Below are 18,224 nucleotides of genomic sequence, written 5' to 3'. Positions count from 1 at the left end.
CCGCGCCCGAATTCGAATTTATAAAATCTCCAGCACCTGCTCCGGCGGCCGGCCGATACGCGCCTTGCTGCCTTTCACCACGATCGGGCGTTCGATCAGTTTCGGGTTCGCCGTCATCGCCGCCAGCAGCTGTTCTTCGCTCAGACTGTCGTCCGCCAGCTTCAATTCCTTGTACAGATCTTCTTTTTTGCGCATCAGATCGCGCGCGGATGTGAAGCCTAATTCTTTCAACAGCTTTTTCAGCTCATCGGCCGACGGGGGCGTTTCAAGATACAGCACCACCTTGGGATCGACACCGTGCTGCTCCAGCAGCGCCAGGGTTTCACGGCTCTTGGAGCAGCGCGGGTTGTGGTAAATCGTGACGTTTTTCATGGCGTTCATTCCTTGTTGAATCAGCTGCGTTGGTATTGGCGGAAGCGCTGTTGCAGTTGGCGCAGCTGGTCGATGCGCGCATCGTAGCGCGCCTGTTTCAGGCTGCCGAGTTTCTGCAGCGAGCTGGCATTGCTGAGCAGGCCGATGGCCTGATCGAGCCGGCCGGTCAGCGCCAGGCTTTCGGCGCGGGCCGACAGCTCTTCATCGCGCAGCCCCTGGGCGGCGCTGGCCTGCGCCAGCAGATCCCAGCCGTTCGGATCGTCCGGATGGGCAAAGGTATAGCGGTTCAGGATCTTCGAGGCCTGCGTCGGCTGGTTGCCTTCGACATAGGCATTGGCCAGGTTGAGCTGCAGCACCGGGTTGTTGTTCTGGGCGGCGTTGGCCGCCTGCAGGCGGGCGATGGCCTGTGGCGCGCGTTTCTGGCCGAGATCGATGTCGGTCATCAGGTCGATCAGCCAGACGTTTTTCGCATCCTGCGCCAGCATTGGTTGAATGATGTTGCGTGCGTCGTCGTATTTTTTCGCTTCATAGAACAGGATGGCGCGGCCGTATTTGGCGGCCGCCTGTTCGCGCACGTTGCCCTTGCTGAGTGAGCCGAGCAGCTCTTCGTTCAGGCCATAGCCTTCCGAGCTGTACATGCCCAGTGCGCGCACCTTGGCCATCAGGTAGTCCTGCGAAGACTGCACGATGTGTTTCGGCATCTGGTTGGCGCGGTTGCGCGCGTCGGAAAGGCGGCTGTCCGGCAAGGGGTGCGTCAGCAGCATTTCCGGCGGCTTGGAGGCATAGCGCGACTGATCCGAGAGTTTTTGCAGGAAGTCGGGCATCGCTTCGGGATCGAAACCGGCGCGCTGCAGCACCTGAATGCCGATGCGGTCGGCTTCCTGTTCGTTCGACTGGGTAAAACTGATCATGCCCTGCTGGGTGCCGGCCAGGGTGCCGCTCAGCGCCGCCATGCCCATGGTCGGGTTGGCCATCGCCAGCAGGATGGAGCCGAGTGCGCCCACCCAGGTCAGCGGGGCGTTGCGCTGCTGGTCTTCCATTGCGCGCGCCAGGTGGCGCTGGGTGACGTGCGAGATTTCGTGCGCCAGCACCGAAGCCAGTTGGCTTTCGTTGTCGCTGACGCGAAACAGCGCGGAATGCAGCACCACGTTGCCGCCGAAGAAGGCGAAGGCGTTGATCTCGTCGTTGCGCACCAGATAGAAATGGAACGGCGTGCGCACCGAATAAGCGCTGGCCACCAGCCGGTTGCCCAGCTGGTTGATGTACTGGCTCAGCAGCGGATCGTTGATCAGCGGGGCGCTGGCGCGCAGTTGGCGCACGTAGAAATCGCCCATCGCCAGCTCTTGTCCGATGCTCAGGGTGCCGCCGGCGGAGGTGCCCATATCCGGCAACTGGTCTTGGCTTTCCGCCTGTGCTGGCGCCAGGGCGGTGGCGTTCAGCGTGCCGAGCAGCAGCACCGCTAACGCGGTTTTGGTCAACCGGTTGGTCATAGTCAGGCGTTTCCCTTAAATAATCATTTCTAAGACGTCAGCAGCAGACAAGAGTTCTTTATTCCCACGGCGCAATCCGCGCGAAAGTGCGGCGGCTCACAAACCGCGGCGGCGGCACCCATCACATCATAGTCAGCCGCAGCCGACAAGGAAACGTTAGCCGGGCGCGAATCGGGCAAAAAAGTTTTATTTTTCATTTTGAAGGGCGCTTTCTACGTCGCCGGCGGCGTGCATTGTCAATAAAACGCAGACAAAGTTGATCCGTGTTTTATTGACAAGATAAACGCAGACTCATATAGTCTGCGTTATTGAAGGTTCATTGACGGTCGAAAACGGACATATGGCGTACATCACAACCAGCGTTGAATATGGCATCCACTGCCTGCTGTGGCTGGTCGGCGATAACCAGCGCGCGCTCAGCAGCCGCGAACTCGCCGAGCTGCAGGGCATCTCCCCCAGCTTTCTGGCCAAGATTTTCCCCAAGCTGGAAAAGGCGGGGATCGTCGTCGCCAGCGAAGGGGTGCGCGGCGGCTACCGGCTGGCGCGCCCGGCGGATGAGATCAGTTTTCTGGCGATCATCGACGCCATCGAAGGGCACAAGCCGCTGTTCGATTGCCAGGAGGTGCGCGGGCGCTGCGCGGTGTTCGATGATTCCCCGCCGGATTGGGCAGTCTCCGGAAAATGTGCCATCCACGCGGTGATGCTGCAGGCGGAGAAGGCGATGCGCGATGCGCTGGCGGCGCAGACCCTCGGCGCCGTCGCGGCCCGCTTTGGCCGCAAGGCGCCGCAGGGCTTCTTTGGTGAGGTCAGCCTCTGGCTCGATGAGCGCATGACGGAACGAACCGCGCGCAGCGGCAAAACGGCGCGGGCCAAAACCTAACCACCGCCTTTCCTTAAAGCCAAACACACTTTTTCCCGCCTCTTCGGAAGGGGCGGGCGGGCCTTCTGCACCCTGCCACGGGAGCGGAACGGCATCGTTCATCCGAAAAAACTGCGGGCAGCCTTATCGCCCGGTTAACCCTGTATGAAGGAGTCATCCCATGACGCAGAAAATAGTGATTGCCGGTTCCGGTTTTGCCGGTTTTTGGGCCGCCGTGTCCGCCATGCGCGCCATTACCCTCGCCGGTAAGCATGACGATATCGAGGTGCTCATGGTTTCGCCGACGCCAACGGTCACCATCCGGCCGCGCCTGTATGAAGCGGTGTTGGAAAACATGAATCCGGACATTTCCGCGCAGCTCGCCGCCGTCGGCGTGCACCACCTGGCCGGGGCGGTAGAGCGCATCGATGCCGCCGCCAAGACGCTCACGGTGGCGCAGGCGACAGGGGGATCCCTTGAGCTGGCCTACGACCGCCTGGTGTGGGCCACCGGCAGTCGGCTCTCCGTGCCTGCGGTGCCGGGCTTTGCCGAATTCGGTTTCAACGTCGATACGCTGGAAAGCGCGCAGCGTTTGGATGCCCATATCAAAGCGCTGGCGGCCAAGCCGTCTACGCCGGCGCGCAACACCGCCGTGGTGGTGGGCGCGGGGCTGACCGGGCTGGAGAGTGCGGCGGAGATGCCGCAGCGGCTGCGGGATGCGCTGGGCAAAGACGAGAACGTGCGCGTGGTGATCGTCGATAGCGCCCCGGAAGTGGGCGCCGGAATGGGCGCGGAGCCGGGGGCGGTGATTCGCCAGGCGCTGGCGGAGTGCGGCGTGGAAGCGCGAGCCGGCCTGCGCGTCTCGGCTATCGACGCTGAGGGGGTGATGCTGTCGAACGGTGAGCGTATCGCCGCCAACACGGTGATCCTGGCAGCGGGCGTGCGGGCGCATCCGCTGACCGAGCAGATCCCCGGCGAGCGCGACGGCAGCGGCCGGGTGATCGGCGACGCCTTCCTGCGCGCGCCGGCGGCGGCGGGCATTTTCGTGACCGGCGATACGGTGAAGGCGGCGACCGACGATCTCGGCAATCACAACCTGATGACCTGCCAGCATGCGATGAGCCTTGGCCGGGTGGCCGGCCACAATGCGGCGGCGGAGCTGGCGGGGTTGCCGACTCACCCGTACAGCCAGCCGAAGTATGTGACCTGCCTGGATCTGGGGCCCTGGGGCGCGCTGTATACCGAAGGCTGGGAGCGCCAGGTGCGCTTTACCCGTCAGGAAGGCAAAAAGATTAAGCAGGAGATCAATACGCAGTGGATTTATCCACCGGCGGCGGATCGCGAGGCGCTGTTTGCCGTCGCCAATCCGGATTTCGTGATTGTGCCTTAAGGAAGTCAAAACGGGAGCGGCAACGCTCCCGTCGTCATTTTCCCAGCGGCAGGAACGAGCGCTCCGGCACCACGGTTTTCATCACCAGCGTGGAGCTCAGGCGCTGCACGCCCGGCAGAGCGGAGAGTTTCTCGTCGTAAAGCTGTTGGAAAGCGGGCAGATCGCGGGCGATCACGTGCAGCAGATAGTCCGGATCGCCAAACAGCCGCTGCGCCTGCACCACCTGTGGAATGTCCATCATGGCGTTTTCGAAGGTTTCAACGGCGCGGCGATCGCCTTCGCGCATGGTGACGAACACCAGGGCGGAAAAATTATAGCCCAGGCTGCCGGGATCGAGCTGGGCGCGGTAACCCCTGATCACCCCGGACTCCTCTAACGCCCGCACCCGGCGGTGGCAGGGAGAGACGCTCAACCCGATCCGCTCGGCCAGCTCGGTCACCGACAAACGCCCGTCGGCCTGCAGTTCAGCAAGAATCTTGCGATCAATCTTATCCATTTGGAAAAATTTCCCCGCTTATGCCGGTTTCAGGCAAGTAATTGAAAGCACATTTTAACGCCTTGAGGATATTCTTGCCATCTGTTGAACGGTTTTGACGGCCGCCGCGGCAGGCGGAGGCCGTTCTTCTTCCAAGAGGAAAGCGCAATGATTCTCTGTTCGGAATGGCGCGGCGCGTTTGAGAGGGCGCCGGCATGACGCTCGCTCTGTTCGCCGCTTTTTGGGCGGTGTCGATTTTGTTGGTGATCACGCCGGGTATGGATTGGGCCTATGTGATCTCGGCGGGCATTCGCGGGCGGGTAGTGGTGCCCGCCGTCGCCGGCTTGCTGTTTGGCCACCTGCTGATGATTGCGATCGTGGTGGCAGGCGTCGGCGCGCTGCTGGTCGGCAACCCGCTGGCGCTGACGGCGCTTACCTTGCTGGGGGCGGCTTATCTGTTGTGGATCGGTTTCAACATGCTGCTGCACCCGCCGGTGCCCGGCGCCGGTGAAGATCAGCGTTCCGATTCCTGGCTGCGCTGGGCCGGCAAGGGCGTGTGCGTCAGCGGGCTGAACCCCAAGGTGTTTCTGCTGTTTCTGGCGCTGCTGCCGCAGTTTACCGACGCCCGGGCCGAATGGTCGGTGCCGATGCAGATGCTGGCGTTGGGCGTGGTGCATTTGATCAGCTGCGGCCTGGTGTACCTGCTGGTGGGATTCGGTTCGCAGTCGGTGCTGCGCACGCGCCCGCAGGCTGCGAAGGTGGTGGGGCGCATCTCCGGCGCGGCGATGATCGTCATCGCCCTCGGGCTGCTGGCCGAGCAGGCGCTGAAATAGCGCCTTGAAAGGCCCGCTTGTGCGGGCTTGGCGGTATCAGGCTTTGACGGCGAGCAGCACCGATGAGGCTTTGATCAGGGCGATGGCGCGCGAACCGTTCTTCAGCGCCATCTCCTGCAGGCTTTCATTGGTGATCACCGACGTCAGCACAAAACCGGCATCCGCTTTGAGGTGCACGGTGCTGTTGACCGCGCCGTGCTCAACCGCAATCACTTCCCCGGCAAACTGGTTGCGGGCGGAAAAACGCAAACCGCAATCCTCCGTCGCCAGGATCACCCACGGCGCTTTAATCAGCGCGACGGCCTCTTTACCGATGGTTAATCCCAGCGACTGTTGGCTTTGTACCGTGACGATGGCCACCAGTTTTTCACCGCCCTGCAGGGTGATCTCCACTTCGTCATTGACGGCGCCTTTGGCGACGGCGGACACGGTACCGGCTAACTGGTTACGGGCTGAAACGGGCATAGATTCTCCTTGAAAGGGGCAAACGGTAAAATTTGTCGCCAGCATGGGCCCTAACCGCCGCGATTGCCAATGTCGCGGGGGAAGAGTGTGAACTGGGGCGGCCTTGCTGAAAAATTAACGTCGGTAGATGTCCGGTCGGGCGATCTGCCACACAAAATCGGGACAGTTGATGGCGGTATAGCCCACTTTTTCATAGAGCCAAGGGGCGGTGCTGGTGACCAGCATGATTCGCCGCAGCGTCGCCATCAGCGGATGGGCCTGGCAGCATTCCGCCAGCCACAGGCCCAACCCGCCTTTTTGATGCGCCTCCAGCACGTAAACGTCGCACAGATAGCCGAAGGTGGCGTAATCGGTGACCAGCCGGGCGAAACCGATTTGTCTGGTGCCGTGATACAAGCCGAAGCACAGGCTGTGGGAGAGGGACTGGCGAACGGTCTCTTTATCAATGCCCTCCGCCCATGACGAACGGGTCAGAAATGCATGAATGGCGTTAATATCCAGCAGGCTGGGCTCGGTGCTGACGAGATAGTCAGCACGCCGCCACTCCAGTGGGGCAGGGATTGTCATGAGGGCTCTTCTCCTGTGCAAGCGTTAAGGTCTGGGCCGCCGTTCAGGCGTGCAGTTCGGCGACCGTCATGGTGAAAATCAGCGTGTCTTCGCCCTCGTTGGCGTAACGGTGCGGGCTGTCCGTTCTGGCGAACGCCGAATAGCCTGGCGTAATCCTGAGCTCGGTTTGTTCGACGGCAAGGCTCAAGACGCCTTGTTCAACGTGCAGCAGCTCGAAGGTGCCCACCGGATGGCCGCCCGATGCATAGGCTTCCCCCGGCGCCATTTCCCAGCGCCACAGTTCTATCATGTTTGGGCCGCGGGTGCCTGCCAGCAAGCGGGCCGAGCCGCCGCGATCGCCGTGCCACAGCGTGGGAATGTCTTGGCTTTCAATCAGGTAGGCGGCGGGGGCGCGGGTCACGTTGACGATGTCCGCCACCGACAGGCCCAGCGCTGCCGCGAGTTTGCACAGGATGGCGATGCTGGGATTGGCGCTGCCTTTCTCGATCTCCACCAGCATGCCCTTGCTGACGCCCGCCCGGCGCGACAGTTCGTCCAGCGACAGTTTTTGGCTTTTTCGCTGCTGTTTGATGCGGTGCGACACCGCTTCGCTGACGGTTTGCACGTCGGCGCCGAACTCGGTCGGTCTGTTGACTTTTTCGCTCATCGGTCAATATTATGAAATAAAATGGTCAATATAGGATTATTCAATGATTTTAGTCGATCCGTCAATCGATCCGGCCGTCGCTGCGCTGGCGCCTGGATTCCGGGCGTTAAGCATTACCGTGGCCGCGGCTCCCATAACCAACCCGGACGTGGGGGCGCTGGCGTTGGCGCAGGCCTGTCGCGCCCTCGGCGAGGAGGACGCGCCCTGGGCTGAGGCGCATCTCTCGGCCTGGCGCGATGTCTTCATGCGGTTTGGCGCCAAACCCAAGCGTACGCCCTGTTCCGCCGATGCCTTGCGCAAACGCGCGCTGCGCGACGGCACGATGCCCAGCATCGATCCGGTGGTCGATCTCTACAACGCCGTCAGCATTCGTTATGCGGTGCCGGTGGGGGGCGAGAATATCGCGGCTTATGTCGGCGAGCCGCGGCTGATCGTCGCGGAAGGCAGCGAGCTGTTCGATACCGTCAAGGAGGGTGCGGTGATCCATGAATCGCCGGAGGCGGGGGAGGTGGTCTGGCGCGACGATCGCGGCGTGACCTGCCGCCGCTGGAACTGGCGTCAGGGCGTCAGAACCCGGCTGAGCGCCGAGGCCGAACGGATGTGGTTCATCCTGGAGAGCCTGCCGGCAATGCCGTTGGCGGCGCTGCATGCGGCGGGCGACGAATTGATTGCCGGTTTACGACAAATGATGCCCGGCGTTGCGATAGAGCAACGGCTCATCGGCTGCACCTCGTAACCGGCCTCAGCACTGGCGGCGGACCAAACCGGTGATCAGATCCAGCGCGTCGTCCGCCGCCGCGACTTCGCTCTCGCTAAGCGCCTGCCGTTCGATAAAGCTCTCGATGGCTTCCAGCAGGGAGAAAACGCTGATTTCGTCTCCTATCTTCACGACTTCGCAGACGCCGCGCCCAATGGCCAGGCAGATGGCTTCATCAAATTCAAACGGCTTGTTGTTCATCTCTCCCCCTACGGCGTTTGGGATTATGCCGGTTATGCTACCGGTTTTTGGCCGGCGACGGTCTGACGAAAATCCCATTTCTTTTCGTTGATGCTTACGGGCGTACGATCGCGTGTATTGGGGAAATTCTGATTTCCTTACGGCAGTCAGATTTCCCTTGTGACCGCCGTGGCGGCGCGGTATTGTCGCCAAATGACGACAATACCGCCTCATTGTCCGCATAAAAAATTTATGACGTTATCATCCCTTCATCCCGCTGCCGTGCGGGATTTTTTTATGAGGTTTATCTCAAAGTGCGGATAACCTCGACGCGATCGCTTGCCATGTTCTGGGAATAATCCTAGCTTGAAATAGTCATTTAGGGTTAGCAATCCCTCATGACCTCCTTGTAATACTTGATGCACCAGAACGTCTTCTCCCCCGCCCAGGCGGGGGTTTTTAATGACGTGCATCGGCAAAGGCCGTCAACGTAGAACCGACAGAGTTCGTGACGATAATCACTTTAAGCATCAGGGGACGGGACAATGAAAAATGATTTGGCGGCGGCAATCGCGATTGGCTGTGTGCTGTTGTTCGCACTGGCGGTCGGTTCGCCCCTTTCCATCAGCGCCTCGCTGTAATCTGCCGCGGCCCCGTCCGGGGCCGTTCACCCAGTCTGTCGCCGCGTCTGCGGATTTTTGCGCCAATCGCTCGCCGGCGCGATAAATTCAGCCAAATCGCTGTTGATGTATGGCCAACTTTGAGTACTCTGAGTGCTTTGCACACCCCGCGTGCGCCCGTTCTATCTATGCTTTAATCAGGCCCATCACAGGAATCGCCATGCCCGCCCGCCAAATCTCGAGGAGCCCGCTCTGATGCTGGAGATGTTATTACAGTGGTACCGCCGCCGCTTCACCGATCCGCAGGCTATCGCGCTGCTGGTGATCCTGGTCGCCGGCTTCCTCATTCTCTATTTTCTGCACGGCATTCTGACCCCGTTGCTGGTCGCCATCGTGCTGGCCTATCTGCTGGAGTGGCCGACCGCGCGCCTGCAGCGCATCGGCTGTTCGCGCACCTGGGCGGCGAGCATCATGCTGCTGGTGTTCGCGGGCGTCGCCATGCTGCTGGTGTTCGTCGTCGCGCCAACCGCCTGGCAGCAGGGCATCAATCTGATGAGCGATCTGCCAGGCATGCTCAATCAGTTCTATAACTTTGCCGCGACGCTGCCGAAGCGTTACCCGGCGCTCGTGGATGCCGGCATCATCGACATGATGGCGGAAAACCTGCGCAGCCGGCTGTCCGGCATGGGCGAGTCGGTGGTGAAATTCTCGCTGGCGTCGCTGGTCGGCCTGCTGACGCTGGCTATCTACCTGATCCTGGTGCCGATGATGATGTTCTTCCTGTTGAAGGACAAAGAACAGCTGCTGAACGCGGTGCGCCGCGTGCTGCCGCGCAATCGCGGCCTGGCGGGGCAGGTCTGGAACGAGATGAATCAGCAGATCACCAACTACATTCGCGGCAAGGTGCTGGAGATGGTGATTGTCGGCGTGGCGACCTACCTGGTGTTCGCCGTGCTGGACATGCGCTACTCGCTGTTGCTGGCGGTGCTGGTGGGCTTCTCGGTGTTGATCCCCTACATCGGCGCGGTGCTGGTCACCATTCCGGTGGTGGTGGTGGCGCTGTTCCAGTGGGGCGTAGGCGCCGATTTTTGGACGCTGATCGTCGCCTATCTGGTGGTGCAGGGGCTGGATGGCAACCTGCTGGTGCCCATTTTGTTCTCCGAAGCGGTCAACCTGCATCCGCTGGTGATTATCCTGTCGGTGATCGTGTTCGGCGGGATGTGGGGCTTTTGGGGCGTGTTTTTCGCCATACCGCTGGCGACGCTGGTGAAGGCGGTGATCCATGCCTGGCCGGATGAACTGCGGGTCGAAGTGGAAGACAAGGCCGACTGACAGGGAAGAAACGAAGCGCAGCAGGCCGCTGCGCTTCGTGAGAATTACTGCTGCAGGTAGCTCAGAACGATGTCGTGGTGATTGGTGGTTTTGAAATCATCAAACACTTTTTCAATCTTGCCTTTGCCATCGATCAGGAAACTGATGCGGTGAATACCGTCGTAGGTCTTGCCCATGAAGGTTTTCTCGCCCCATACGCCAAACTGTTGCGCTACCTGATGATCTTCATCAGACAACAGCGTGAAGTTGAGCAGCTCCTTTTCAGCGAAGCGCGACAGTTTTTCCGGTTTGTCGGTGCTGATGCCCAGCACTTCGACGCCGACCTTTTTCAATTCGTCCATGTTGTCCCGCAGGCCGCAGGCTTGCACGGTGCAGCCCGGCGTCATCGCCTTCGGATAGAAATAGACCAATACTCGCTGTCCCTGGAAGTCGGCCAAATTAATTTCCTCACCGTCCTGGTCAGGCAAACTAAATTTCGGCGCTGTGTCACCGGCTTTCAATGGGCTCATCACTACTCTCCATCTTTCTCATCATGCTGTGGATAGTTCACCACGCTAATACTGCCTTGCGCGTTCAATTCTGTACATAGGCGATGGAAGGCTTGCTCAATATTTGAGGCGTCCCGATCGCCGGAGCTGTGGGCGGTGATTTGGATATACAGCTGCGGCGGCAGGTCGCCGTCCGCCGGCTGCGTGCGCGAGACCAGTTCGGCGATATTCATCTGGCTGGAGTCGAACAGATCGGTAAAGCGTTCGATGATGTGCGGCGAGTCCTTCACTTCCACCTGCACCCACACCGTGGCCGGCATCGGCGGCCTTTCGTGCGAGTTTGTGCGCTTCATCACGATCAGCAGATCCAGCTCCGCGCCTTTTTGCGGCAGAGTGGATTCGATCAGGGTGATGGCGTTCCAGCTGCCGGACAGCAGCATGATGAACGTGAACTCCTCTCCCAGCATGGCCAGACGGCTATCTTCGATATTGCATCCGCAACTGCTGACGTGGCGGGTGATGGTATTGACGATTCCGGGGCGGTCGGCGCCGAGCGCGGTAATCACGAGATAGTGTTCGTCTGACTGAGGCAAAATAGCGCTTCCTGTCGTGCTTAATGGGGTTACCATGGTAAACATAAAAAAAACCGCCTGCCAAGCGCTTACAACGCGGTTGTGCGCTTGCTTTTGGATAGGCAGCAAAAGTACCATGAGTGACTTGTTTGTGGAGGGGACGGCCAATGTTTACGGGAAGTATTGTTGCACTGGTTACGCCGATGGACGACAAAGGTGCTGTCGATCGCGCGAGCCTAAAAAAATTGATCGATTATCATGTAGCCAGTGGCACCGCGGCGATCGTTTCCGTAGGGACCACCGGCGAGTCCGCAACGCTTGCCCATGACGAGCACGTTGACGTGGTGCTGCAGACGCTGGAGCTGGCCGACGGCCGCATCCCGGTGATCGCCGGCACCGGCGCCAACGCCACCGCCGAAGCCATCGCGCTCACCACCCGCTTCGCCAATACCGGCGTAGTGGGCTGCCTGACGGTGACGCCGTACTACAATAAGCCGACGCAGGAAGGGCTGTACCAGCACTTCAAGGCGATCGCCGAGAGCACCGAGCTGCCGCAGATCCTGTACAACGTGCCTTCGCGCACCGGCTGCGACATGCTGCCGCCGACCATCGCTCGGCTGGCGAAAATCAAGAATATTGTTGCTGTAAAAGAAGCGACGGGGAACTTAAGTCGCGTTAGTCAGATCCAAGTGCTGGTTGACGATGAAGACTTCATTTTGCTGAGCGGCGACGACGCCAGCGGGCTGGACTTCATGCAACTGGGCGGCAAAGGGGTGATTTCCGTGACGGCCAACGTGGCCGCGCGCGAGATGGCGGAACTTTGCGCGCTGGCGGCGCAGGGCAAATTTGCCGAAGCGCGCCGCTTAAATCAGCGCTTGATGCCGTTGCATCAGGATCTATTTGTAGAAGCAAACCCAATTCCGGTGAAGTGGGCCTGTAAGGCGTTGGGATTGATGGCAACCGATACGCTGCGTCTGCCAATGACGCCGTTGAGCGAAGCCGCCCGCCCGGTGGTGGAGCGCGCGCTGAAAAGCGTCGGCTTGCTGTAACTCTAAGGGAAATTTGATGGCTTATTCATTGCAAAAGTCGACGGTAGCAAAAGTAGTGGGCATCTCTTTGGTGATGATGCTGGCAGCCTGCAGCAGCGATCAGCGCTACAAGCGCCAGGTCAGCGGCGACGAGGCTTACCTCGACGCGGCTCCGCTCAAGGCGCTGAACGCGCCGTCCGGCATGATCCTGCCGGTGCAGAGCGGCAACTATGACGTTCCCGCCACGACGCTGCAAGGCAACGTCGGCAAGCAACTGGACATTCGTCCGCCGGTGCAGCCGTTGGCGCTGCTGAGCGGTTCACGCGCGCAATACGCCGGCGACAGCGGCACGCTGCTGCTGGAAAACAGCCCGCAGAATCAGAACCTGTGGTCGCGCGTAGTCAGCCTGCTGCAGGCGAAGAACATCGCGATCGCTTCCCGCCAGGACGCCGGTCAGACCCTGACCACCGACTGGGTGAAGTGGAACCGTCTGGACGAAGACAACCAGTACGAAGGCCGTTATCAGATCAGCGTGCAGCAGCAGGGCTACCAGCAGGCGCTGGTGGTGAAAAGCGTTGGCCTGCAGCAGCAGGGCAAGACCGAGCAGGTGACCGACCAGTCTGAGATTCAGCGCTACAACGGCATGATGATCAACACCCTGATCGAAGGCCTGGACAAGCAGGACAACCTGGCGAGCAGCCAGACCGCCAGCCGCTTCGGCGCGCTGGACGTGCAGAGCGGCGCCGATGACACCGGCCTGCCGATGCTGGTGGTGCGCGGCCCTTACACCGTGGTGTGGGATCGCCTGCCGGCGGCGCTCGAAAAACTGGGGATGAAAGTGGGTGACCGCAGCCGTCCGCAGGGCACCGTCGCCGTGACCTACAAGTCCCTGAGCAGCAGCGATTGGGATGCGTTGGGCGTCAAGGATCCTGAACTGGCGGAAGGCGATTACAAACTGCAGGTCGGCGATCTCAACAACCGCACCAGCCTGCAATTCATCGATCCGAAAGGCAAACCGCTGACCCAGTCGAAAAACGACGCACTGGTGGCGGCATTCCAGTCTGCCTTCAGTAAAACCAGCGTTAAATAATCAAAAAGGGGCTTCGGCCCCTTTTTGTTTTGTCGATACGGTATCGTTTGCGTCGCAGGTTTGGCACAATAGTGTCCGGCACGCCAAAGAATTCATTAGGTCAATTCTATACCCCCTAATTTCGGGCCGCGCTCGGGAGACAACGGGGATACATCACTGGAGTAAGTAAGATGCAAAAGCTAGCTGAGCTGTATCGCGGAAAGGCAAAAACCGTTTACACCACCGAGAATCCCGATCTGTTGGTGTTGGAGTTCCGCAACGATACGTCAGCACTGGATGGTCAGCGCATTGAGCAGTTCGATCGCAAAGGCATGGTGAACAACAAGTTCAACCATTTCATCATGAGCAAACTGGAAGAAGCCGGCATCCCGACCCAGATGGAGCGTCTGCTGTCCGACAACGAAGTGCTGGTGAAGAAGCTGGACATGGTGCCGGTGGAGTGCGTGATCCGCAACCGCGCTGCCGGTTCGCTGGTGAAGCGTCTGGGCATCGAAGAAGGCCTGGTGCTGAATCCGCCGCTGTTCGATCTGTTCCTGAAAAACGACGCCATGCACGATCCGATGGTCAACGAATCCTACTGCGAAACCTTTGGCTGGGTGAGCAAAGAGCATCTGGCGCGCATGCGCGAGCTGAGCTACCGCGCCAACGACGTGTTGACCCAGCTGTTCGACGACGCGGGCCTGATCCTGGTCGACTTCAAGCTGGAGTTCGGCCTGTTCAACGGTGAAGTGGTGCTGGGCGATGAGTTCTCGCCGGACGGCAGCCGCCTGTGGGACAAAAACACCCTGGACAAGATGGACAAAGACCGTTTCCGTCAAAGCCTGGGCGGCCTGATCGAAGCCTATGAAGAAGTGGCGCGCCGCATCGGAGTGAAGCTCGACTAAGCATTGGCACCGCCATTCGGGGCGATCCGGCCGGATCGTCCCGCTATTCTGCGTTTTTCCAGAAAATTTCTACATTTCCTCCGCGGCAGACCATTTATAATGATGGATGCGAGATGACTAAAACCTATCCCACTCAGGCTTGAAGCTGCCTTTGCGCTTACGATCGCGGCGCAACTTCAACGAGCAGGGGAAATATCTGGAGTATATTTATGCGTTGGCAAGGGCGTCGGGAAAGTGACAATGTTGAGGATCGTCGCGGGCAGTCTTCAGGTTTGGGCGGCGGTGGCGGCGGTTTCCGCGTGCCGGTGCGCGGCAAGGGCGGCATCGTCATTTTGGTGGTGGTGCTGGTGGCCGGCTATTACGGCATCGATCTGTCGCCGCTGTTGAACGGCGGTAACGTCGCACCGCAGGGTCAACAGCAGAGCGCCAACATCAGTCCGAAAGACGATGAGCTGGCCAAATTCACTTCGGTGGTACTGGCCTCCACCGAGGATAACTGGAAAGAGATTTTCCAGCGCATGGGCAAAACCTATCAACCGCCGAAGCTGGTGATGTATCGCGGCGTCACGCGCACCAGCTGCGGCACCGGCCAGGCGGCGATGGGGCCGTTCTACTGTCCGGGCGACAGAACGGTGTATATCGATCTGTCTTTCTATCAGGACATGAAAACCAAGCTGGGCGCCGGCGGTGATTTTGCCCAGGCCTATGTGGTGGCGCACGAAGTCGGCCACCACGTGCAGAACCTGCTGGGCATCGAGCCCAAGGTGCGCCAGATGCAGCAGGGCGCCAGCCAGGCGGAAGTGAACCGTCTGTCGGTGAAAATGGAGCTGCAGGCGGACTGCTTCGCCGGCGTGTGGGGCAAATACGCCGAGAAGCAGCAGATGCTGGAAGAGGGCGACCTGCAGGCGGCGCTGAACGCCGCGCAGGCGATTGGCGACGATCGGTTGCAGCAGCAGAGCCAGGGCCGCGTCGTGCCGGACAGCTTCACCCACGGCACCTCGCAGCAGCGCTACACCTGGTTTAAACAGGGCTTCGACAGCGGCGATCCCAATACCTGCAACACCTTCGCATCCCGTTAACGCCTCAAGTGCCGGAGCCTGACTCCGGCATTTTTTTCGGATTGAGATACAGCCTTATGTTACAGGCAGCGCAACAACTCATGCGGCGACAGGGCATCCGACGCCTGCTGGTGCTCAGCGGTGAGCCCGACTGGTGTCGCGAACAGGCGCAGCGGCTGGCGGCGACGCTGCCGGGCGACTGGCCGTGGGTGGGGGAAAACCCGCCGCCCGGCCTGACGGCGTTGGCGAGCGGCGCAGTGCGCCAACTGCTGGGGCAGGAACGGCTGCACGCGGTGTTCGACGCCGGTCAGTCGCTGGACGTGGAGGCGTTGGCGGCGCTGTGCGGCGCACTGCGTGCCGGCAGCTGGCTGCTGTTGCTGACGCCGCCCTGGCGGCAATGGCCGCAGCAGCCGGACGGCGACAGCCTGCGCTGGAGCGATTGCCCGCAGCCAATTACCACCCCGCATTTCATCCACCACCTGCAGCAGCATCTGGCCGACGACCGCGAAGTGACGATCTGGCGGCAGGATGAGCCCCTGACGTTGGCCGCGCTGCCGGCGCGTGAAGGATGGCAGCCGCCGGACGGCCGGCCGACCGAGGAACAACAGGCGATCTTGACGACGCTGCTGCAGGCCGAATCCGGCGTGTGGGTGTTGACCGCCGCCCGCGGCCGCGGCAAATCGACGCTGGCCGGCATGCTGGTGGCGCAGTCGCCGCTGACCTGTTGGATAACCGGGCCGAGCCGCGCCGCCACTGAGGTGGCCGGGGAATGGGCGCAGGGGCGCGCGCAGTTTTGGGCGCCCGATGCCCTGTTGGCGCAGTGCCGGGAGGGGGACGTCAGCGCCGTGGGGTGGCTGCTGGTGGATGAAGCGGCGGCGATCCCCGCGCCGTTGTTGCAGCAGCTGATCGGTTATTTCCCGCGCGTGCTGCTGACCACCACGGTGCAGGGCTATGAGGGCACCGGCCGTGGTTTTCTGCTGAAGTTTTGCGCCGGGCTGCCTTCCTATCAGGCGTTGAGCCTGCAACAGCCGATGCGCTGGGCACAGGGGGATGCGCTGGAACGGATAACGGACAATGCGCTGTTGTTCAACGAGCTGCCCGCCTGGCCGGCGGATGGCCAGACGATCGATTACAGCCAGGCGGACCAGCGCGAACTGTGCGCCGATCCGCAGCGGCTGGCGCGTTTCTATGCTCTGCTGAGCAGCGCGCATTACCGCACTTCGCCGCTGGATTTGCGCAGGCTGATGGATGCACCCGGCATGCACTTCGGGCTGGCGCAGGCCGGGCAGGAGGTGGTCGGCGCCGTGTGGCTGGTGGACGAAGGCGGCTTGAGCGCCGAGTTGGCGCACGATGTGTGGGCTGGCCGCCGCCGGCCGCGCGGCAACCTGGTGGCACAGTCGCTGGCGGCGCATGGCGGCCAGTGGTGGGCGCCGACGCTGCGGTCACGGCGTATTACCCGCACCGCGACGCTGCCGGCGTTGCGGCGGCAGGGTATCGCGCGTCAGCTGGTCGAGCGGCAACGCCGCCAGGCGCAGGGGCTGGATTTTCTGTCGGTCAGCTTTGGCTATACCGAGCCGCTGTGGCGCTTTTGGCAATCCTGCGGTTTCGAGCTGGTGCGCATCGGCAGCAAGCCGGAGGCCAGCAGCGGCTGCTATACCGCGATGGCTATCTTGCCCCTGAGCGAGCAAGGAGAGGCGCTGCGGCACGCTGCGCACAAGCATCTGGCGCGCGACTGGCCCTGGCTGCGGCAGCGCATTGAACTCGCGCTGGCGATCCCGGGCGACGACGGCGACACGCCGCTGGGCGAAGAGGATTGGCGCGAGCTGGCCGGGTTCGCTTTCGCCCATCGGCCGCTGGAGGCCAGCCTGGGGGCACTGCAGCGTTTGCTGTTGGCCAGCAATCTGCCGCTGCCCGCGCTGCGCGGCCATCTGCAACGGCGGCAATCCCCGGCGGCCTGCGCGGAGCTGGCGGGCGTCAGCGGCCAGAAAGCCTTGCTGCGCCACTGGCGGCACGAAGCGGCGCAGGCGCTGGAACAGCTGAATGCGCAGCACTGCCGCTACTGGCGCGACTGGACGCAGTCGTTGCAATAAATTGAATAACTCGCTCAATAAAACCCGATTTTCCCGATTTCTCAACGGCGTATAGTCACTGTCAGCGGTGAGGCGACGACTGTCGCCGCACCAGGTTGGGTTACTATTAAGGAGTCATCGATGAAACATGAGCATTTCGTTGTCCAAAGCCCGGCGACCCCGGCGGCGCAGCTGATCTTGCTGTTTCACGGTGTCGGCGACAACCCGGTGGCGATGGGGGAGATCGGCAGCTACTTCGCCAAAGACTTTCCTCAGGCACAGGTGGTGAGCATCGGAGGTCCCGAAGCGTTCGGCAACGGCGCCGGGCGCCAGTGGTTTTCGGTGCAGGACGTGACCGAAGAGAACCGCGCGGCCCGCATCGCAGAAGTAATGCCGCAGTTTGTGGCGGTGGTGCGCCATTGGCAGCAGCTGAGCGGCGTAGGCTATGCCGGCACGGCGCTGGTGGGGTTCTCGCAGGGGGCGATCATGGCGCTTGAGGCGTTAAAAGCGGAAACCCGGCTGGCCGGGCGCGTGGTCGCGTTCAGCGGGCGTTTCGCCCAGCTGCCTGAGCAGGCTTTCGGCGACAGCGTGGTGCATTTGATCCACGGTGAAGAGGACGCGGTGATCGCGGTGCAACACGCTCACGCGGCGGCAGAAGCGCTACGGGCCGGCGGCGCCGATTTTACGCTGGACGTGGAGGAAAACGTCGGGCACGCAATCAACCAGGGCATGATGAACGCCGCGCTGGAAAGGCTGCATTATTATGTGCCGCAGCGCTACTGGGACGAGGCATTGTCCGGCAAGCGCGGCGAGCTGATCGCCTTTCGCTAAAAATTCAGGGCGCCGATGAGCGCCCTGATGTCATTTCTTTTTCGGCCAGTCGTCTTCGTCATCCCACTGGGCGTTGTTGTCGCGGTGCGGCGGTATCTCCGGCTTGTTGGCCAGATAGCTTTTCACGTCGACGCGGCGCAGTTCCTTAATGCCGCTGACGACCATTCCCACCAGAACCAGCAGGATAATCCACCAGTAATCAGCTAACCATTGCATAG

The 18,224-nt window shown here is 61.3% G+C and carries 21 protein-coding genes; 11 read left to right on the top strand and 10 right to left on the bottom strand.

What is annotated here, in order from left to right; all coding sequences use genetic code 11:
- Nucleotides 1–18: 18 nt before the first annotated feature.
- Both arsC and bepA read right to left on the bottom strand, forming a co-directional pair.
- A complete protein-coding gene (arsC, locus tag QOL81_RS20185; protein ID WP_033648817.1) occupies nt 19–372 on the bottom strand; it encodes an arsenate reductase (glutaredoxin) in 354 nt (117 codons plus the stop codon).
- A gap of 20 nt (nt 373–392) precedes the next feature.
- Nucleotides 393–1,862 carry a beta-barrel assembly-enhancing protease gene (gene bepA, locus QOL81_RS20180; protein ID WP_073532710.1) on the bottom strand — a complete coding sequence of 490 codons (1,470 nt, stop codon included), beginning with the start codon at nt 1,860–1,862 and terminating at the stop codon, nt 393–395.
- Between the two features lie 340 nt (nt 1,863–2,202).
- Between bepA and QOL81_RS20175 the strand changes: the two genes are divergently transcribed.
- The gene (locus QOL81_RS20175; RefSeq protein ID WP_060424941.1) at nt 2,203–2,742 is read left to right on the top strand and encodes an RrF2 family transcriptional regulator; all 540 of its coding nucleotides are present in this window, start codon (nt 2,203–2,205) and stop codon (nt 2,740–2,742) included.
- A 160-nt stretch (nt 2,743–2,902) separates the two neighbouring features.
- Complete coding sequence (locus tag QOL81_RS20170) at nt 2,903–4,111, top strand: NAD(P)/FAD-dependent oxidoreductase (RefSeq protein ID WP_060424828.1); 1,209 nt, start codon at nt 2,903–2,905, stop codon at nt 4,109–4,111.
- A 34-nt stretch (nt 4,112–4,145) separates the two neighbouring features.
- Here the strand turns inward: QOL81_RS20170 and QOL81_RS20165 are convergent, their stop codons facing one another.
- Nucleotides 4,146–4,607: an Lrp/AsnC family transcriptional regulator gene (locus QOL81_RS20165; protein WP_033635506.1), complete on the bottom strand. Its 462-nt coding sequence runs from the start codon at nt 4,605–4,607 to the stop codon at nt 4,146–4,148.
- A gap of 194 nt (nt 4,608–4,801) precedes the next feature.
- Between QOL81_RS20165 and QOL81_RS20160 the strand changes: the two genes are divergently transcribed.
- Nucleotides 4,802–5,419 (top strand): LysE family translocator, encoded by a 618-nt coding sequence (locus QOL81_RS20160; RefSeq protein WP_004941674.1) that lies wholly within the window; start codon nt 4,802–4,804, stop codon nt 5,417–5,419.
- Between the two features lie 36 nt (nt 5,420–5,455).
- On the opposite strand, the gene QOL81_RS20155 is transcribed toward QOL81_RS20160, so the two are convergent.
- The 3 genes from QOL81_RS20155 to QOL81_RS20145 form a co-directional block, all read right to left on the bottom strand.
- Entirely contained in the window at nt 5,456–5,884 is a 429-nt protein-coding gene (locus QOL81_RS20155) for a TOBE domain-containing protein (RefSeq protein WP_038873689.1), read from the bottom strand.
- A gap of 114 nt (nt 5,885–5,998) precedes the next feature.
- On the bottom strand, nt 5,999–6,451 hold the full coding sequence (locus tag QOL81_RS20150) for a GNAT family N-acetyltransferase (protein WP_283440005.1): 453 nt from the start codon (nt 6,449–6,451) through the stop codon (nt 5,999–6,001).
- A 43-nt stretch (nt 6,452–6,494) separates the two neighbouring features.
- Nucleotides 6,495–7,097: an XRE family transcriptional regulator gene (locus QOL81_RS20145; RefSeq protein ID WP_283440004.1), complete on the bottom strand. Its 603-nt coding sequence runs from the start codon at nt 7,095–7,097 to the stop codon at nt 6,495–6,497.
- A gap of 43 nt (nt 7,098–7,140) precedes the next feature.
- Between QOL81_RS20145 and QOL81_RS20140 the strand changes: the two genes are divergently transcribed.
- Nucleotides 7,141–7,833: a B3/B4 domain-containing protein gene (locus QOL81_RS20140; RefSeq protein ID WP_046687610.1), complete on the top strand. Its 693-nt coding sequence runs from the start codon at nt 7,141–7,143 to the stop codon at nt 7,831–7,833.
- 6 nt (nt 7,834–7,839) lie between these two features.
- On the opposite strand, the gene QOL81_RS20135 is transcribed toward QOL81_RS20140, so the two are convergent.
- The gene (locus QOL81_RS20135) at nt 7,840–8,055 is read right to left on the bottom strand and encodes a hypothetical protein (protein ID WP_049200497.1); all 216 of its coding nucleotides are present in this window, start codon (nt 8,053–8,055) and stop codon (nt 7,840–7,842) included.
- 854 nt (nt 8,056–8,909) lie between these two features.
- On the opposite strand from QOL81_RS20135, the gene QOL81_RS20130 reads away from it, so the two are divergent.
- Entirely contained in the window at nt 8,910–9,986 is a 1,077-nt protein-coding gene (locus QOL81_RS20130) for an AI-2E family transporter (RefSeq protein ID WP_004941690.1), read from the top strand.
- A gap of 44 nt (nt 9,987–10,030) precedes the next feature.
- On the opposite strand, the gene bcp is transcribed toward QOL81_RS20130, so the two are convergent.
- The gene (bcp, locus tag QOL81_RS20125) at nt 10,031–10,495 is read right to left on the bottom strand and encodes a thioredoxin-dependent thiol peroxidase (protein WP_038873672.1); all 465 of its coding nucleotides are present in this window, start codon (nt 10,493–10,495) and stop codon (nt 10,031–10,033) included.
- A 2-nt stretch (nt 10,496–10,497) separates the two neighbouring features.
- The gene (locus tag QOL81_RS20120) at nt 10,498–11,103 is read right to left on the bottom strand and encodes a glycine cleavage system transcriptional repressor (protein WP_369783268.1); all 606 of its coding nucleotides are present in this window, start codon (nt 11,101–11,103) and stop codon (nt 10,498–10,500) included.
- A 110-nt stretch (nt 11,104–11,213) separates the two neighbouring features.
- On the opposite strand from QOL81_RS20120, the gene dapA reads away from it, so the two are divergent.
- From dapA to ypfH, 6 genes are all read left to right on the top strand, one after another.
- A complete protein-coding gene (dapA, locus tag QOL81_RS20115; RefSeq protein ID WP_004941701.1) occupies nt 11,214–12,095 on the top strand; it encodes a 4-hydroxy-tetrahydrodipicolinate synthase in 882 nt (293 codons plus the stop codon).
- Between the two features lie 16 nt (nt 12,096–12,111).
- On the top strand, nt 12,112–13,164 hold the full coding sequence (bamC, locus tag QOL81_RS20110) for an outer membrane protein assembly factor BamC (RefSeq protein WP_019453890.1): 1,053 nt from the start codon (nt 12,112–12,114) through the stop codon (nt 13,162–13,164).
- 170 nt (nt 13,165–13,334) lie between these two features.
- Nucleotides 13,335–14,048 carry a phosphoribosylaminoimidazolesuccinocarboxamide synthase gene (purC, locus tag QOL81_RS20105; RefSeq protein WP_004941708.1) on the top strand — a complete coding sequence of 238 codons (714 nt, stop codon included), beginning with the start codon at nt 13,335–13,337 and terminating at the stop codon, nt 14,046–14,048.
- A 209-nt stretch (nt 14,049–14,257) separates the two neighbouring features.
- Entirely contained in the window at nt 14,258–15,127 is an 870-nt protein-coding gene (gene ypfJ, locus QOL81_RS20100) for a KPN_02809 family neutral zinc metallopeptidase (RefSeq protein ID WP_047730119.1), read from the top strand.
- 56 nt (nt 15,128–15,183) lie between these two features.
- Entirely contained in the window at nt 15,184–17,196 is a 2,013-nt protein-coding gene (locus tag QOL81_RS20095; RefSeq protein ID WP_197827303.1) for a tRNA(Met) cytidine acetyltransferase TmcA, read from the top strand.
- Nucleotides 17,197–17,316: 120 nt separating this feature from the next.
- Nucleotides 17,317–18,006: an esterase gene (gene ypfH / locus QOL81_RS20090; protein ID WP_147840165.1), complete on the top strand. Its 690-nt coding sequence runs from the start codon at nt 17,317–17,319 to the stop codon at nt 18,004–18,006.
- A gap of 30 nt (nt 18,007–18,036) precedes the next feature.
- Here ypfH and QOL81_RS20085 read toward each other — a convergent pair whose 3' ends face one another.
- The gene (locus QOL81_RS20085) at nt 18,037–18,222 is read right to left on the bottom strand and encodes a YpfN family protein (RefSeq protein WP_004941720.1); all 186 of its coding nucleotides are present in this window, start codon (nt 18,220–18,222) and stop codon (nt 18,037–18,039) included.
- Nucleotides 18,223–18,224 lie beyond the last annotated feature (2 nt).

The sequence above is a fragment of the Serratia sp. CC22-02 genome, from assembly GCF_900182895.1.
GTDB lineage: Bacteria > Pseudomonadota > Gammaproteobacteria > Enterobacterales > Enterobacteriaceae > Serratia > Serratia nevei.
The sequence above is the reverse complement of the archived record's forward strand: the minus strand, read 5'-3'. Positions and strand labels throughout refer to the sequence as shown.

Excerpts from the sequence above, each read along its gene's own strand:
- QOL81_RS20130 (WP_004941690.1), top strand. The coding sequence starts at position 8,910 with ATGCTGGAGATGTTATTACAGTGGTACCGCCGCCGCTTCACCGATCCG.
- bamC (WP_019453890.1), top strand. The coding sequence starts at position 12,112 with ATGGCTTATTCATTGCAAAAGTCGACGGTAGCAAAAGTAGTGGGCATC.
- QOL81_RS20095 (WP_197827303.1), top strand. The coding sequence starts at position 15,184 with ATGTTACAGGCAGCGCAACAACTCATGCGGCGACAGGGCATCCGACGC.
- arsC (WP_033648817.1), bottom strand. The coding sequence starts at position 372 with ATGAAAAACGTCACGATTTACCACAACCCGCGCTGCTCCAAGAGCCGT.
- QOL81_RS20150 (WP_283440005.1), bottom strand. The coding sequence starts at position 6,451 with ATGACAATCCCTGCCCCACTGGAGTGGCGGCGTGCTGACTATCTCGTC.
- QOL81_RS20155 (WP_038873689.1), bottom strand. The coding sequence starts at position 5,884 with ATGCCCGTTTCAGCCCGTAACCAGTTAGCCGGTACCGTGTCCGCCGTC.
- QOL81_RS20140 (WP_046687610.1), top strand. The coding sequence starts at position 7,141 with ATGATTTTAGTCGATCCGTCAATCGATCCGGCCGTCGCTGCGCTGGCG.
- bcp (WP_038873672.1), bottom strand. The coding sequence starts at position 10,495 with ATGAGCCCATTGAAAGCCGGTGACACAGCGCCGAAATTTAGTTTGCCT.
- QOL81_RS20170 (WP_060424828.1), top strand. The coding sequence starts at position 2,903 with ATGACGCAGAAAATAGTGATTGCCGGTTCCGGTTTTGCCGGTTTTTGG.
- ypfJ (WP_047730119.1), top strand. The coding sequence starts at position 14,258 with ATGCGTTGGCAAGGGCGTCGGGAAAGTGACAATGTTGAGGATCGTCGC.
- QOL81_RS20120 (WP_369783268.1), bottom strand. The coding sequence starts at position 11,103 with ATGGTAACCCCATTAAGCACGACAGGAAGCGCTATTTTGCCTCAGTCA.
- ypfH (WP_147840165.1), top strand. The coding sequence starts at position 17,317 with ATGAAACATGAGCATTTCGTTGTCCAAAGCCCGGCGACCCCGGCGGCG.
- QOL81_RS20135 (WP_049200497.1), bottom strand. The coding sequence starts at position 8,055 with ATGAACAACAAGCCGTTTGAATTTGATGAAGCCATCTGCCTGGCCATT.
- bepA (WP_073532710.1), bottom strand. The coding sequence starts at position 1,862 with ATGACCAACCGGTTGACCAAAACCGCGTTAGCGGTGCTGCTGCTCGGC.
- QOL81_RS20175 (WP_060424941.1), top strand. The coding sequence starts at position 2,203 with ATGGCGTACATCACAACCAGCGTTGAATATGGCATCCACTGCCTGCTG.
- QOL81_RS20160 (WP_004941674.1), top strand. The coding sequence starts at position 4,802 with ATGACGCTCGCTCTGTTCGCCGCTTTTTGGGCGGTGTCGATTTTGTTG.
- QOL81_RS20165 (WP_033635506.1), bottom strand. The coding sequence starts at position 4,607 with ATGGATAAGATTGATCGCAAGATTCTTGCTGAACTGCAGGCCGACGGG.
- purC (WP_004941708.1), top strand. The coding sequence starts at position 13,335 with ATGCAAAAGCTAGCTGAGCTGTATCGCGGAAAGGCAAAAACCGTTTAC.
- QOL81_RS20085 (WP_004941720.1), bottom strand. The coding sequence starts at position 18,222 with ATGCAATGGTTAGCTGATTACTGGTGGATTATCCTGCTGGTTCTGGTG.
- QOL81_RS20145 (WP_283440004.1), bottom strand. The coding sequence starts at position 7,097 with ATGAGCGAAAAAGTCAACAGACCGACCGAGTTCGGCGCCGACGTGCAA.
- dapA (WP_004941701.1), top strand. The coding sequence starts at position 11,214 with ATGTTTACGGGAAGTATTGTTGCACTGGTTACGCCGATGGACGACAAA.